This window comes from Gemmata sp. (assembly GCF_051859125.1).
GTDB lineage: Bacteria > Planctomycetota > Planctomycetia > Gemmatales > Gemmataceae > Gemmata.
This window is the reverse complement of the sequence record NZ_JBHYGG010000289.1, coordinates 1-14,234: the sequence shown is the minus strand read 5'-3', so window position 1 is coordinate 14,234 and position 14,234 is coordinate 1. Positions and strand designations below refer to the sequence as shown.

Genomic DNA, 14,234 nt, shown 5'->3' with positions numbered 1-14,234 from the left:
GTAGAGTGGCACTCCCGAGGCCTCCCACCGAGAAGTGCGCCCATGCCCCCCCGCCCCCGCCCCGTGCCCCGTCTGCGCCTGGAACCCCTCGGCGACCGCTGCTTGCCGGCCGTCGCCCGACCGGTGCTGTTCGTGCCGGGGCAGCCCGCGTCCCTCCCGATCAGCGTCCTCCAGGCCCCGACGCCCGCGGCGCAGCTCGCCGCGTTCGACGCCTTCATCGGCCAACTCGGGGCCAAGCCGTGGGAGCTGACGTCCGTGTTCGAGGTCGACTCCTCGGTCCTCGGACAGGTCACCTCGCCCACGAACGCCCTCGTCGCCGACCTGGTGACCCTGGGCGGGTACACGCTCTACGAGGACGACGCGACCGCGAACCCCACCCTGTTCGTCGCGACCCAGGACTGGCGAATGCAGGTCGCGCCGTTCGACGGGGTGGACGACGGCACCCTCAGTAACCTGACGGCCCAGGGGATCGCCGACGACGTGTTCGCCACCGACCTGAACGGCGGCAGCGGCGTGTACCGGTACGGCGTCGACTACCTCGGGTACTGGATGATGAAGGCGATGGACGCGTGGGTCGCGGCCGGCGGCGACCCGAGCGTCGGCGTGGACGTGATCTCGCACAGCGAGGGGCACCTCGTCACCCGGGCCTACGTCAGCAGTGCGGCCTACGGGGGCGCGTACACCGGCCCGGGCGGCGCCGGCGCGCTGCCCGCGGTCGCGAACTGGGTGTCCCTCGCGGGGCCGAACGCGGGCGCGTCGGGCATCTACAACCTGCTCCGGAACAACTTCAGCAACCCGCTCGGCAGCGACCCGGCCGGCGGGCTGTACCTGTTCGAAGAGGCCGCGTACCTCCGGGCCACCGACCCGGTCGCCCCGGAGCCGATCTTCGGGCCGGACGGGGGCGTGGCCATCGACCCGCTCGACGTGGCGAGCGGGGCCGTGACCCCCGAGGAGTTCATCCAGCTCTACATCGGCACGCTGCGGGACGAGATGGCGACCTACGACTTCCTCGACGGCGGGAGCGTGAACGCCGACCCGACGGCCCGAAACAGTCTGCTCCTCGACGTCAACGGCGGGGCCGACCCCAACGGCTTCGTCGGGAACCTCACCGTCGGCTTCACCGCGATCGCCGGCACCCGCCTCGCGACGCTGACCACGGCGACGAGCGAGGTCGGCCCCGGCGGCACCGTGCTCGCGCTCGGGTCCGGGTTCGACGAACTGGCCGACGTGGTGCAGATCCTTCTGCTGGGGACGTTCCCGCCGACCGTCGCCGGGCAGGCGTGGGTCCGGGACACCGAGGCCCCCCGGAGCGGGGACGGGACGGTGGCGGCGCTCTCGTCGCTGGACCCCTACGCGGGCGACGCGCGAATCACCGTGCTGCCGCAGGACCGGGCCGACATCGACCACAACGCGACCGTGAGCGACGCGTACATCCACAAGGTGATCCTGAGCATCCTCCAGCCCGGGCTGCCCGTGCCCCCGCCGCCCGGCGCGCGGGTGCTCGCCGCCGCGTTCTCCGGGGCCGCCCCGGACACGTTCGACGCGGTGCGGCTGACGTTCAACCAGGACGTCGACGCGGCGAGCTTCGGCACCGGCGGCGCCACGGTGACCGGGCCGGGCGGCGCGGTCGCCGTGACCGGCGTCGTGCCCGTCGCGGGGACCGCGGACCAGTTCGACGTGACGTTCGCACCGCAGTCGGCCCCGGGCACCTACACGGTCACCGTCGGCCCCGGCGTGCTGACCCCGGCCGGCCAACTGATGGACCAGAACGGGAACGCGGTCAACGGCGAGGCGGGGACCGCACCGGGCGGCGACCGGTTCACGGGGTCGGGTGCCATCTCGGTGCAGCCCACGGCGGTCTTCGCCGTCGGCGGGGCGGACGGCTCGGTCCGCATCCTGAACGGCAACGGCGGGGCCGTGCTCGTCCCGGCCTTTCGCCCGCTCGACCTGCCGGGCGGGCCGAGGTACACGGGGCTGGTCAACGTCGCCCTCGGCGACCTGAACGGGGACCGGGTCCTGGACCTGTTCGTCGCCGCGGCCCAGCCGGTCGGGGCGCAGGGGCTGGCCCCGAGCCGCGCCGGCAAGGTGTTCGTGTACGACGGGGCCGCCCTGCTCGCCGGCGCGGCCCCGGTGGTGCTCCACGTGTTCACCCCGTTCGCGGCGACCGCCGGCCCGGCCGGGGCGACCGGCCGGTACGCCAACGGGCTGAACATCGCGACCGGCGACGTGGACGGCGACGGGCGCGTCGATCTGATCGCCGGCACCCGCGGGGGCACCGCCGCCGCGGGCCGGGTCGAGTTCGGGCGGGTCGCGGTCGTCCTGGCCGGGACGGACGCGGACGGGAGCGACGACAGCAACATCGGGTCCACGCTCACCCCGTTCGGGGCGGCCTACGCGAAGGGCGTGGTGGTCGCGGCCGGCGACCTCGACGGGGACGGCGCGGCCGAGGTCGCGGTGACCCGCGGCGGCCCGGTCGCGCCGGCGAACCCGAACAAGAGCCTCAAGCTGAAGGCGTTCCGGTTCACCGGGCAGGACCTGGAGGAACTGGACCTCAACGGCCCCGCGGCCGGCTCGCTCGCGCCGTTCCCGGCGGTCGAGCGGGACGCCCGGGTCGCGTTCGCCGACCCCGACGGCGACGGCTCGCACCTGCTGGTGTTCTCCGCCCTCGACCGCACGGACCCGTCCGGCACCCGGGTGCGGGTCGCGGCCTTCACCGTCGACGCGGTCACCGGTGCGGCGACCGCGGCGGGCGGCGGGACCGGGCCGAGCGGCAGCTACACCCTGGGCACCGGGGTCCTGGACCACGCGACCGCACGGGTCGATCTCACCGGGGCGGGGCGGAGCGACTTGGCCGTGGTCACCCGGTCGGCGGCCCCCGGCCTCGTGTACCTCGACCCGCTGACCGGGGCCGTCCTGCCGGGCGGGTTCGGCTTCGCCGTCCTCGCCGGGGGCGTGGCGCTGGCGGGGGCGTGACCGGCAAGCGAGCGGGGCCGCGCTCGTCGCACGGACGAGCGCGGCCCCGTGGTCACATCACCGCTTCGGTCACTTGATCCGCAGCGTGACCGTTTCCTTTTCCTTGAGCACGCTCTTCGTCATCGCCGCGCCGGACTCGAGCAACTGGTACGAGAACTCACCGGCGGTCACGTCCACGTCGAGCGTCCTCGACGGGGCAACGCGGTGCGACGTGCCGTTGATGACGATCGAGATCTGCACCGGGTACTCGTTGACGACGCGGATCGTGCCCTTGCCGGCCTTCGCGTCCACGATCGGGTTCGCCGGAGCGACCGGGGCGGCCGGCCGCAGCGTCTTGTACTCGTCGAGCCGCTTCTCGACGGCCGCGAGGCGGTCCTTCAGTTCCCGCATCTGCGCGACGAGCCCCGGGTCGGACGGGAGCGGGAACCCCTTCTCGTCCCGCTTGCCGTTGAGCAACTCGGTCAGCTTGGTGAGCTGGTCCTGGATGGTCGCGAGCTTCCGGTTCGAGTCGTCGAGCTTGGCCTTCAGCTCGGCGCTGTCGGCGGCGTCCTCGGCCCGGACCTTGGCGACCGGAACGGTCGGGGTCGGGACGACCGGTGCGGACACGGGTGCGGCGGCCCGGACCGGGGCGGTCGGCGGCGTCAGCAGCATCCCGCCGATGACGGCGGCCGCCGCGGAGCGGCTCAGGGGAATCATGGTGTGGTCTCCGGGTGTCGGCACGAGCATGTTGGTCGGGGTCGGCAGCGGAACCGGCGGCTTCTCCGCGGAGCGGAGCGGCGGCTCGGGGACCACCGGCCGGCTCACGGTCGTGCCGGGGGTCGCGTCGGGCTTGCCCGCGGTCGGCACGGCCGGGAGCGCGGGCGTCTTCACGGGCTCGGCGGTCGGGAAGGCCGGCACGGTCGGCGCGACCGGCACAGACCCCCCGCTCGCCTTATCCGTTTTGACGTTAATCCCTCCGTTGCCCGTCGGCAAGCCGGAATCGGGCTTTGTCGCCGGTGCCGGGAGTGCCGGTTCGGCAACCCGTGGCGCCGGGGCGGGTGGGGTAAACTGCGCCGGCGCGGGCGGGGTAAGCTGGGTGGGTGCGGGGAGCGCCGGCCCGAAGTCGGGCACGCTCGGCAGCAGCGGAGTCGCGCTGGGCTTCACGGGCGGCGTCAGCGACGCGGGCGGCTCGATTGGAGCGCTCACCTTCGGCGGCGCGGGCACCGCCGGCTTCACCACCTCCGGGGCCGGAAGCGCCGGCGGTGCGGGCGGCGGAACCTTCACGGCGTCCGCGTTTGGGAGCGACGGCAGCGCCGGCAGCGCAGGAACCGCGGGCACGGCTGGGGCCGCCGGTGTGGGCAGCGGCGGGACGCTCGCGGGCGGGAACGGCGCGGGCGCGCCGACCGGTACGACGGGCGAGACCGGCTTCACCTCGGGCACCGCCGGCAGCGCCGGGGCCGCCGGCAGCGGCAGGTCCGCCGGCGGAAGCAGGTCCGCGGGCGGGAGCAGGTCCGTCGGCGGCGCGGGGACCGCGACCGGCTTCACCGGAGCGGCCGGGGCCGCGGCGGCCGGAACGACGCTCGTGTCGCGGGGCCGCTCGAACGGCTCGGGCGGGACCGGCCGCGGGGCCGCCAGCGGCGGCTCGGCGGCGAGCGCCGCCGGCGGGGTGTTCTGGTCGGCGTGGACGGGGCGGACGAGCCCGACCCACGCCCCGGCCGCGGTGCCCCCGCCGCCGATCACGGCCGCCACCGCTCGCATCCACCACCTGCGTCGTGCCTCGCTCATCGGGCGTCCCCCCCTCTGTGCAGAGGCCTCCGGCCACAGAGGGCAGGGGACGGACCGCGGGCGCGGGCCCCGTTCGGGGGCCGCCGCCCGGCGATCGCCGCTCTGCTCCGTGGCCCGTCCTCTGGCGCCTGTCCCCTGGATTGTGGCCCCGTACCCGCCCCGGAGGGTCAGGTCTCCTCGTACTGCGCGATGCGGTTGACCGGGCCGATGACGCCGAACCCGTCGAACGGGTCGTACGGCGGGGCCTTCAGCTCCATGTGGTAGGCGTCCTCGCCGCTGTCCTCGTAGTAGTTGGACAGGGTGCGGGTCGCCTTGAACCCGTGCGCCCGGAAGAACATCTGGGCCGCCAGGTTCCGCTCCCGCACGGCGAGGGTGATCTTGAGCCGCCGGTGCGACGTCATCTTGTACACGAGCTTGCTCACCATCAGGCTCCCGAGCCCGGTGCGGCGGACGCTCGGGTGGATTGCGAAGTTCATCAGGTGCAGCCGCGTGCGGTGCAACTCGTAGATCATGAACCCGCCGATCCGGTCGCTCAGCTCGACAACCATGCCGATGCAGTTCCGCTGGCGGAGGCACCGGAGGAAGTCGTCTTCCGTCCAGGCGTACTCGAAGCTCGCGCGCTCCGCCCGCATCACGTCCGGCATGTCCCGGCGGATCATCCACCGGATGTGGATCGAGTTGCCGGTCGCCGCCACCTTTTCCTTCTGCCGCGTTCGTCCTGCGCCCATGAAACGGACTCCTTCCCCCGGCCCCCGCGTGCGCGTCAGCCGCCGCGGGGGACCAAGAAGCCGCCGGAATGTACCAACGCCCCCCAACCGTTCAACCCCACCCCCGCGCCGTGCCCCCGCACGCCGTGGAGGTTCCCAACTTTGCTCGGTCGAAATCGATCGCCTCACGCGGGCCGCCACGGAGGGCGGTTCCTACACACAAGAGGCGAGCGATCTGGTAGGGGCCGCCCTCCGTGGCGGCCCGCCAACCACCTGCTGCGGATCCCGCAGGTTCCCACGGTGCAACCCAGCTTCGTGCTTCACGTCCAACCCTACTCCGCACTCCGCGATCCGAACCCCGCACCCCCGGTCACGGCTTCACGAACCGGGTGTTCTCTTCCTTCACCACCGGCGTGCGGACCTGGTCGCACGTCAGTTGCACGCGGAACCGGGTGTCACCCGGGGCCGCCCCGCGGAGCTTGAGCTTGTACACCGCCTCGCCCTTGACCCCGAGGTTCGGGATCGGGTCGAAGATCAGCGCCTGGCCCTGGCCCTTCACCTGCGTCGGGCCGCTCGACCCGGTGAACGTGCAGCCCTCGGGCAGCCCGGCGACGAGTTGCACGTTCGTGCACGCCCCGGTCCCCTGGTTCACCACGCGGACCTCGTACACCACTTCCTTGCCGACCTCGACCGGGTCGTCGAGGTCGAGCACCTCGAACCGCACGGCCGCGATGCCCTCCGCCTTCACGGCGGTCTCGGCCTTGGCCTCCAGCACCCGGCCCGCGGGCTTCGCGACCCCGCCGGCCGGCGCGATCCCCTGTGCGGGCTGCTCCGGGACCGCCTGGGCGACCGTGCGGAGCGCCCCGTCGGCCTCGGCCGTGGCCCGGAGCTTCACGGTGAGCGCCTTCGACCCGCCGGGGGCCAGGCCCGCGAGCTTCCACACCACGGCGCGGTTGGTCGCGTTGAACGCCCCGCCCTCGCTGGCCTGCACGAACTCGAACCCCTCGGGCACGGCCGCGTACACCCCGACCGGGTCGGTCGCCGCGGTCCCCGGGTTCGCGAGGGTGATCTCGTACACCGGCTCGGCCCGCACGAGGCACTTGGCCGGCCCGGTCTGCGTGACGTGGAGTTGCGGTTCGAGCACGTTCACCGACGCCTTGCCGGTCGCGTCCTGGCTCCCCTGCGCGGCCACGACCACCTGGCACCACTGCGGGCCGGCCTTCGCGGCCGCCACCTTCAGCGGGATCGTCCGCGTCTCGCCCGGCGGCAGGGCCGGCATGTCCTTGATTTCGAGCTTCGCCCCGGCCGGGTGTGCGAGCCCGTCGGAGAGGAACGCCTGGAGCGTCATCCCGAGGGCCGGCCCGGTGCCGGTGTTGGTGATCTTGATCTGGAACGTCGGCTCCTCGCCGGCCTTGGCGACCTCCGCTCCGGTGACGACGACCCCGATCCGCGGGCGGGTGACCTTCGTTCGGGCCTCGACCGCCGCGACGTAGCTGACCACGGCCCGGCTCCGCAACTCGCCCTCGTCGCCGGGCTTCACCCGCACGACGATCCGCTTCTCGGCCCCGGCCTCGAGGGTGCCGACGGCCCACGCGAGGCGGTCGGCGTTCAGTTCGGCCTGCGGCTCGCTCCCGAGGTACTTCGCACCGGCGGGCACCTCGTCCTCCACGCGGACCCCCGTGACCGCGGTGGTTCCGGCGTTCTTGACGATCAGTTCGTAGCGGAACTCGCCGCCGAACACGATCGACTCGGGGCTCACTGCTTCGAGCGTGACCGTCTGCGTGACCTTCGCCGCGACGCCCGACTGCGTGGGCTGTGCCACTGGAGCCGGGGTGACCGGCGTCAAGGCCGGCGGGGTGATCGTCGCCGGGGCCGGTGTGATCGTGGTCGGCGTGATCGTGGTCGGCGTCACCGGCACAATGGGCCGGGCGTTCGAGGTCGTCTCCGGCTCGGCCACCGGCACCGGCGGCAGCGCTTGCGGCAGCGGCGGGAGCTCCGGCGGTTGCGCGACCGGGACCGTGGGCGCGTTCAGACCCGGCGCGGTCGGCACGGGCGGCAGCGCGACCGGCGGCGTGAGGTCGGGCGGCGCGAGCGACGGTGCGGGCGGCGCGATGTTCGGCGTCGGCAGTTGCGGCACCACGCCGGGCGGCGCGTTCTGGAGGTCGAGGTTGGCGGGCGGCAGGTCGAACGCGGACGCGGGGCGGACCCCGTCGGCCCCGGCGACGACGGCCGTGCTCATCCGCGGGCGACCACCGACGCCGCCGGCCTGCTGGACCCCGCCCGCGTGCTGCACGGCCCCGGACCGGTCCTGCGGCTGCTGCATGGCGTTCGCGGGCCGGTTCGGGGTGCCGTACTGCACCTGGACGTTCCCGACCTGGGTCGGCGGCGCGCCGCGGTCGGCCGCGGGCCGCACGGGCGTCGCCGGGATCGGGCGGGTCGCGGGCGGGGTCTGGGCGGCGACCGTTTGGAGCACGGCCAAACCCGCCACGACCCCCGCCACGCCGAGCAGGATCTTCTTTCGCACGGCACTTCCCCCCACTGCGCTTGAACAGTCCGCCCCCACCGCCCCGCCCGCGTACTTCCCCCGTCACGCGGGCGGCGGGTACTTGATCGCGTTCTTCTTCAACTTCGCCTCGACCGCGTCGCTCAGGTCGATCCCGGTGTGCTCGCTGAGCAGGAACACGATGTTCGCCACGTCCGCGAGTTCGTCGGCGATGGCCTCCCGGAGCGCCGGGTCGGCCGGGGCCGCCGCGGACTCGTCGGGCGTCATCCACCGGAACACGTCGCACAGCTCCCCGACCTCGCTGGCCAGCGCCATGACGAGGTTCTTGGGCGTGTGGTACGGGTCCCAGTGCCGCGCCGCGGCGAACCGCCGGATGGCGGCCTTGAGCGCCGCCACGGGCGTGGTCGCGTCGGGCATCGTGTTCGGTCCGGTTGGTAGCGGTGCCCCGGCCCGGCGACCGGTCGTTTCCCCCGTCGGCCGCCGCTCCAGAGAGGAGGGGGTATAACCTGCGGTGCGGGCGTGTCAACAGGACGTGTGGTGAGAAACGAGCCGGGACGTGTAACGAGCGCGGTCACGGAGCGGGCGGAGCTACGGCGGGAGCTGCCGGAGGGAGGAGCAGTGTCAAGAACTTGGCAAGGCGCTGGTACGCGGTCCTGGGGTCGATCTTCCGTTGCGTACTGCCCCGTCGCCCGTGTGACAGCCAATTCCGATACCGTCGGACCTGGCGGACTTGTTCTGCGAGGTCGGCGTGGCCGCCTTTGGAGTACGAACTCAGGATTTCGGCGAACGATCGATGTTCTGCTGCCTCGACGGCAGAACGCGCTGCGGCTTTCAACACTGGGTGGGTGAGGCCGAGGGACGCGTCGCGGACTTGATCGGCGACAATGGTGCGAACGACACCCTCGAAGACCGAGAAGAGTTCAACCACCGCGAGGTCGTCGAGGCGGGATTCGGCGACCTCCGCGTTGCCGACGACCTCCTTAGCCTGCAACTTGCCGATGAGGTTGTCCCGGCCCATCTGCACCTCCCCTTCCCAGGGGAGATCCTGCCAGTAGTCGGTGCCCAGTCTCCGCAGCCTACGGAGACTGGCACGCGTGGCGAGGTACCACTGCCACGCTGCTTCCAAGCATTGGTGCGGTGTCATTGCAGAACCTGTAGCACGGCCGCTTCGAACCGGTCACGGTCAAGAGCATCAACGGTGTTGTCGAGCGGGTTCATGTTCCAGGCGTTGACGTTTCGGATGAACCATTCGTCACCGCCCTCTCCCTTCCACCGGAAGAGGTAGTATTCCGCCGTGCTCCGATCGCGAATCTCAACGATCCCATCAGCCCGGCGAGGTCCCCGGCCCGGCGGTGCAATGACTGCGGAAACGAACCGGGCCTTGGGGACGATCATGGCCGTGCGGTTACCAAACGCTCCTCCGAGGGTGATCCACATCACGTGGACATCGTAGTTGCCGAGCCGTGGCTCGCTGATGAACTCAGTCGTTGTGGAGCGGTTACTTCCCAGGATCCCGAGACCACCGTCTGCCGCGGCGACCCACGCTTCTAGCTGATCGAACAGTTTCGCGACCGAGCCCAACCACTCGTCGAGCAGTTCTTTCCGCTTGGCCCCTTCGGCTCGCAGTTGGTCGACTTCCTTCCGCACGTATTCCGCTAGCACGCCCATGCTCGGTCCTCCCTCGGTGCCGGTATTTTACTTCCCCTCGCGGACGTTGAACTCGAGCTTCCACTTCTGCTTCGCGTCGCGGGTCATGAGCCACAGTTCCAGTTGGCCCACGGGGGTCACCTTCGTGTGCAGGTGGACCGGGACGACGCCGGTGGTGCCGCCCTTCGCCTCCAGCGTCGTCCGCACCGGCGAGAGTTCGTCGATCTGGCCGTCCCAGTCCTCGACCACGGTGCCGGCGGCGTCCTCGCGGCGGACCGTCGAGCCCAGGAACCGGAACTCGGCCTCGGTGCCGGTCCGCACCCCGACCTCGTACCCGGGAATGTCGGTCTCGGTGCCCTCTTCCATCCCGAACGGCGCGACGCACAGCGCCTTCACCGGCGGCGCGAACCCGGGCACCGCCGGCATGTTCGTCGCCACGCCGATGTAGTACGCCCGTGCCGTGCCGCCGCGGATGCGGACGCCCCTGCCGCGCTTCACCAGCCCGTAGTACGCCGCGCCGCGGGCCACCGCGAGGTCGAGGTCGGCCCCGGAGAGTTCGCGGGCCGCGTCGGCCTTCACCCCCTTCGCCCACGACCCGAGTACGCCCAGGAACCGGTTCCGGAGCACGTCGGCCTTGAACACGCCGCCGTTGAACAGCACCGCCGCCGGCAGCGCCGACGCCTCGGCCGCCCCCTTCTTCTTCTTGCCCCCGGCCGCGGGCTCGCGGGTCGCTAGCGCCTCGGCCTGGCGCTGGAGGAACTGCGCCAGGTGCCTCGTGATCCCCGCGTCGGCCACGTACGGCAGCCCGAGTTCCTGTAACCCGGCCGCGGCGGCCTTCGAGGGCTCGGTGTCCCGCGGGCAGTCCGGGAAGAAGCCGTCCACGAGTACCTTCTCGACGTCGGCCCGCGACAGGTCGTACTTGATGGTCCCGCCGACGAGCGACCGGCCCTTGCCCAGCACCGTGACCGGGGCCGTCGCCAGCTTCGCGTCGGCGAGCAGTTGCTCCTTCGCGTTGCGGCAGGCGTAGGTGAGCTGCGTCATCTGGTTGCCGTCGAGCTTCGTGCCGTTCTTGGCGAGGATCTGGGCGACGTAGTACGCCAGCGTCAGGTCCATGTTGTCGCCGCCGAGGAGCAGGTGGTCGCCGACCGCGAGCCGCGTGAGCGACAGGTTGCCGCCGTCCTCGCCGACCTCGATCAACGTGAAGTCGGTGGTGCCGCCGCCGACGTCGGAGACGAGCACGAGGTCGCCGACGTTCACCTGCTTCCGCCAGTCGTCGCCGCACCGGTCGAGCCAGGCGTAGAACGCGGCCTGCGGCTCTTCGAGCAGCGTGAGGTGCTCGAACCCGGCGGTGCGGGCCGCCTCGATGGTCAGGTCGCGGGCCGCGGCGTCGAACGACGCCGGCACCGTCAGCACGATCTCCTGCGCTTCGAGCCGGTTGGCCTCGACGTCCTTGGCGACGGTGAAGTTCCACGCCTCGGCCAGGTGCTTCATGTACCGCACGCTCGCCTCGACGGGCGACACCTTGCGGCCGCTGTCCGGGGCCTTCTGCGGGAGGATCGCGGCCTTGCGGTCCACCCCGGGGTGGCACAGCCACGACTTCCCCGACGCGACGAGCCGCGTGGGCACCTGCGAGCCGAACGCGCGGGCGAACTCGCCGACCGCGTAGTCCCGCTTGGGGTCCCACGGGAGCTTGAGCGCGCCGGCGGGCTGCTCGCCCTCGCCGGGGAGGTACAGGAACGACGGGAGGAGCGGTCGCTCCTCGACCGCGCCCTGCCCGACCACCTGCGGAATTGCGAACGGCGTGACGGCCGGGTCCTTGCCGGCCCCGGTGTCCACGAACGCGAGGGCCGAATTGGTCGTGCCCAGGTCGATGCCGACGACGAAGCGTGAGGCCATGTGCGACTCCGTAACGGTGCGTGGGTGCAGCGCGGTTGCTCCAATTCTACCGCACGGACGGAACTTGATAGCCGCCGAGTGGTTCGGAACATACGCTGGCGATCATCTGACGCCCGCACCACCCGACCCCGCGGTCCCGCACCATGAGTTCCGCCGCCATTAGCCCCGGTACCGCCGCGCTGCCGCTGGGCCGCCTCGCCGCCGTCGGGGCGATCGTGTTCGCCGCGAACGCCGCGCTGCTCGTACTGCAACTCGTCGCCAGTCGGCTCCTCTCCCCGTTCATCGGCTCCAGCCTCGAAACGTGGACGAGCGTGATCGGCGTGTTCCTCGTCGGCATCGCACTGGGGAACGCGCTCGGGGGCCGCCTCGCGGACCGGTTCCCGACCCCGCGGACGCTCGCGACGCTCCTGCTGGTCGGGGCGCTGGCGGCGCTGTGGATGGTCGTGTTCCCGGCGGTCCTCGCTTCAACCGAGGCGCACAAGGCGATCCCGCTCGGGCCGCGGATCCCGCTTCTGGCGCTGGTGCTGTGCCTGCCGGCGGGGTTCGTGCTGAGCCTGCTCACCCCGCTCTCCATCAAACTCGGCCTGCAAGACGTGTCGAAGGCCGGTCGCGTCGCCGGGCTGATCTTCGCGCTGAGCACCCTCGGGTGCCTGCTCGGGAACTACCTCACCGGGTTCTACCTGATGAGGACGTTCACCATCAACGAACTCGTCTACATCGCGGCCGGGTGCCTGGCGGTTCTCGGCGTGGCGACGCAGGTTATGGTTCGCACGGGCGAGCCGGGAGCGTCAGCGACCGGAGGTTCCGAAACAACTTCGGTCGCTGACGCTCCCGGCTCGCCAATCGCTGGCGCTCCCGGCTCGCCTCAGACCAACCCGTACGCCTTTTCCGACATCCGGTTCGCGTACCTCGTCGTCTTCCTCGCGAGCTTCTGCGGGATGACGCTCGAACTCACCGCGGCGCGGGTGCTGGCGCAGTTCCTCGGCGTGTCGCTGTTCACCTGGACCGGGATCATCGGCGTGATGCTCGCAGGCACGGCGCTCGGGAACTTAGCCGGCGGCTGGCTCGCCGACCGGGTGAACCGCCCCGGGTCACCGGACACGCCGCGGTGGACCCTCGCCACCGTCTTCATCCTCGGCGGCGCGTTCACCGCCATCCTCATAATCACCATCCAAATCATCGAGCAGCGGGGGATGTTCGTCGACCTCGGCCCGATCGCCCAGGTGCTCGCGTGGAGCTTCACCCTGTTCTTCGCGCCGATGTTCCTACTCGGCACGGTGTCCCCGCAGGTGATCCGGCTCGCGGTTCCCGACGTCGCACACGTCGGCCGGGTCGCGGGCCGCGTGTACGCCTGGAGCACGACCGGGGCCATCGTCGGCACGTTCGCCGCCGGGTACGTCCTGCTCTCGACGCTCGGCATGTACAAGACGCTGCTGGCCGTGTCGTGCGTCCTCGTGATGACGAGCCTGCTCGCCGCCCGCGTGTGGGACAACAACACGCTCCTGTACCTGTTCAGCATCGTCCTCGGCGGCGTGGTCGGCGGGTTCATCCTGAACGTGCGGGCCGGCGGCCGCAGCGACGACTTGGTGAACATGACCGAGACGAACTACTACACGATCCAGGTGAGCTGGGTGCGAGTGGAGTCGCGCGACCGCGAGGGGCGGCCGCTCAAGGACCCGCAGGGCCGGCAGTTGTACGAGCGGAGCGGCCGGCTCCAACTCCTGCTCGACCACCTGGTTCACTCCACCGTGGACCCGGAAAACCCGGACTACTTGCACTACCCGCACGAGTACGTTCAGCTCGAGGTGCTCCGCGGGGCGCGGGCGCTGTACCCGAACCCGCGCGTGCTGGTCATCGGCGGCGGCGGGTACACGTTCCCGCGGTGCGCAATGGAGGCGCTCCCCGAGACCCGGATGGACGTGGTCGAGATCGACCCGGGCGTCACAAAGGTGGCCCGCAACCACCTCGGCCTGCGCGACTACGACGGCATGACCGTCACCCACATGGACGGCCGGCAGTTCGTCTCCGAGAGGGTCGCGCCCGGCACCTACGACCTCGTCATTCAGGACGCGGTGAACGACCTGTCGGTCCCGTCGCACCTGCTCACCAAGGAGTACAACGACGCGGTGAAGCGGGCGCTGAAGCCCAACGGCGTGTACCTGCTCACGGTCATCGACGTGATCGAGTACGGCAAGCTGTGGAAGGCCGCGGTCCACACGCTCCAGCAGACCTACCCGCCCGGGAACGTGAGCCTGCTGATGCCGGGCGAGCCGAACGCCGCGGACATCTCGGGCCGCCGCGTGTGGGTGATCTACGCCTCGAACGCGCCGGTCGACGTCGAGTTCCTGCGGTTCGCGACGCGGCACCAAATGATCCGCCTGGAGCCGCTGGCGCAGCTCGCCGCGACGCTGGGCGGGGGCTCGGGGTTCGCGGTCCTCGGCGGCGCGGAGCACGCGCTCGCGGCCCTCGCGGCGGCCCCGCGGGTGGCCGACCACGCGGTCCCGTTCCGCACCGTCCACGTCCCGCACGCGATCATCAAGCCGTACCTCGACGCCGAGCGGCCGGTGATCCTGACCGACCAGTTCGCCCCGACCGACAACCTCATGGCCGACGTGTTCCGGCACCGCCGCGAGAAGGCCACCGAGTGACAGCCGCGGGCCAAAGGCTTCGCCCTCCTGGTCCGAGCCCGAGCGCCGAGCGAGGGGTGTGCTGAAACCCTCGCTCGGCGCTCGGGCTCGGACCCG

Annotated in this window: 9 protein-coding genes; 2 read left to right on the top strand and 7 right to left on the bottom strand. The window is 71.9% G+C overall.

The window, feature by feature from the left end; all coding sequences use genetic code 11:
• The first annotated feature begins 42 nt into the window (after nucleotides 1-42).
• Nucleotides 43-2,973 (top strand): hypothetical protein, encoded by a 2,931-nt coding sequence (locus tag ACTIGN_RS30215; RefSeq protein WP_439630946.1) that lies wholly within the window; start codon nucleotides 43-45, stop codon nucleotides 2,971-2,973.
• A 69-nt stretch (nucleotides 2,974-3,042) separates the two neighbouring features.
• On the opposite strand, the gene ACTIGN_RS30210 is transcribed toward ACTIGN_RS30215, so the two are convergent.
• The 7 genes from ACTIGN_RS30210 to ACTIGN_RS30180 all read right to left on the bottom strand — a co-directional run bounded on the left by ACTIGN_RS30210 (nucleotide 3,043) and on the right by ACTIGN_RS30180 (nucleotide 11,490).
• Nucleotides 3,043-4,737, bottom strand: a complete 1,695-nt coding sequence (locus ACTIGN_RS30210; RefSeq protein WP_439630944.1) for a hypothetical protein — start codon at nucleotides 4,735-4,737, stop codon at nucleotides 3,043-3,045.
• 167 nt (nucleotides 4,738-4,904) lie between these two features.
• A complete protein-coding gene (rimI, locus tag ACTIGN_RS30205) occupies nucleotides 4,905-5,396 on the bottom strand; it encodes a ribosomal protein S18-alanine N-acetyltransferase (RefSeq protein WP_439630988.1) in 492 nt (163 codons plus the stop codon).
• Nucleotides 5,397-5,814: 418 nt separating this feature from the next.
• On the bottom strand, nucleotides 5,815-7,968 hold the full coding sequence (locus ACTIGN_RS30200) for a hypothetical protein (protein WP_439630942.1): 2,154 nt from the start codon (nucleotides 7,966-7,968) through the stop codon (nucleotides 5,815-5,817).
• 63 nt (nucleotides 7,969-8,031) lie between these two features.
• Entirely contained in the window at nucleotides 8,032-8,364 is a 333-nt protein-coding gene (locus tag ACTIGN_RS30195; RefSeq protein ID WP_439630940.1) for a nucleotide pyrophosphohydrolase, read from the bottom strand.
• Between the two features lie 154 nt (nucleotides 8,365-8,518).
• Nucleotides 8,519-8,965 carry a hypothetical protein gene (locus ACTIGN_RS30190; RefSeq protein ID WP_439630938.1) on the bottom strand — a complete coding sequence of 149 codons (447 nt, stop codon included), beginning with the start codon at nucleotides 8,963-8,965 and terminating at the stop codon, nucleotides 8,519-8,521.
• 122 nt (nucleotides 8,966-9,087) lie between these two features.
• Complete coding sequence (locus ACTIGN_RS30185; RefSeq protein ID WP_439630936.1) at nucleotides 9,088-9,615, bottom strand: hypothetical protein; 528 nt, start codon at nucleotides 9,613-9,615, stop codon at nucleotides 9,088-9,090.
• A gap of 27 nt (nucleotides 9,616-9,642) precedes the next feature.
• Nucleotides 9,643-11,490, bottom strand: coding sequence for an Hsp70 family protein (locus ACTIGN_RS30180; RefSeq protein WP_439630934.1), 1,848 nt, complete (start codon nucleotides 11,488-11,490; stop codon nucleotides 9,643-9,645).
• 143 nt (nucleotides 11,491-11,633) lie between these two features.
• On the opposite strand from ACTIGN_RS30180, the gene ACTIGN_RS30175 reads away from it, so the two are divergent.
• Nucleotides 11,634-14,138 carry a fused MFS/spermidine synthase gene (locus ACTIGN_RS30175; RefSeq protein WP_439630932.1) on the top strand — a complete coding sequence of 835 codons (2,505 nt, stop codon included), beginning with the start codon at nucleotides 11,634-11,636 and terminating at the stop codon, nucleotides 14,136-14,138.
• Nucleotides 14,139-14,234: the final 96 nt, after the last annotated feature.

Excerpts from the sequence above, each read along its gene's own strand:
- ACTIGN_RS30215 (WP_439630946.1), top strand. The coding sequence starts at position 43 with ATGCCCCCCCGCCCCCGCCCCGTGCCCCGTCTGCGCCTGGAACCCCTC.
- ACTIGN_RS30190 (WP_439630938.1), bottom strand. The coding sequence starts at position 8,965 with ATGGGCCGGGACAACCTCATCGGCAAGTTGCAGGCTAAGGAGGTCGTC.
- ACTIGN_RS30180 (WP_439630934.1), bottom strand. The coding sequence starts at position 11,490 with ATGGCCTCACGCTTCGTCGTCGGCATCGACCTGGGCACGACCAATTCG.
- ACTIGN_RS30175 (WP_439630932.1), top strand. The coding sequence starts at position 11,634 with ATGAGTTCCGCCGCCATTAGCCCCGGTACCGCCGCGCTGCCGCTGGGC.
- rimI (WP_439630988.1), bottom strand. The coding sequence starts at position 5,396 with ATGATCCGCCGGGACATGCCGGACGTGATGCGGGCGGAGCGCGCGAGC.
- ACTIGN_RS30210 (WP_439630944.1), bottom strand. The coding sequence starts at position 4,737 with ATGAGCGAGGCACGACGCAGGTGGTGGATGCGAGCGGTGGCGGCCGTG.
- ACTIGN_RS30195 (WP_439630940.1), bottom strand. The coding sequence starts at position 8,364 with ATGCCCGACGCGACCACGCCCGTGGCGGCGCTCAAGGCCGCCATCCGG.
- ACTIGN_RS30185 (WP_439630936.1), bottom strand. The coding sequence starts at position 9,615 with ATGGGCGTGCTAGCGGAATACGTGCGGAAGGAAGTCGACCAACTGCGA.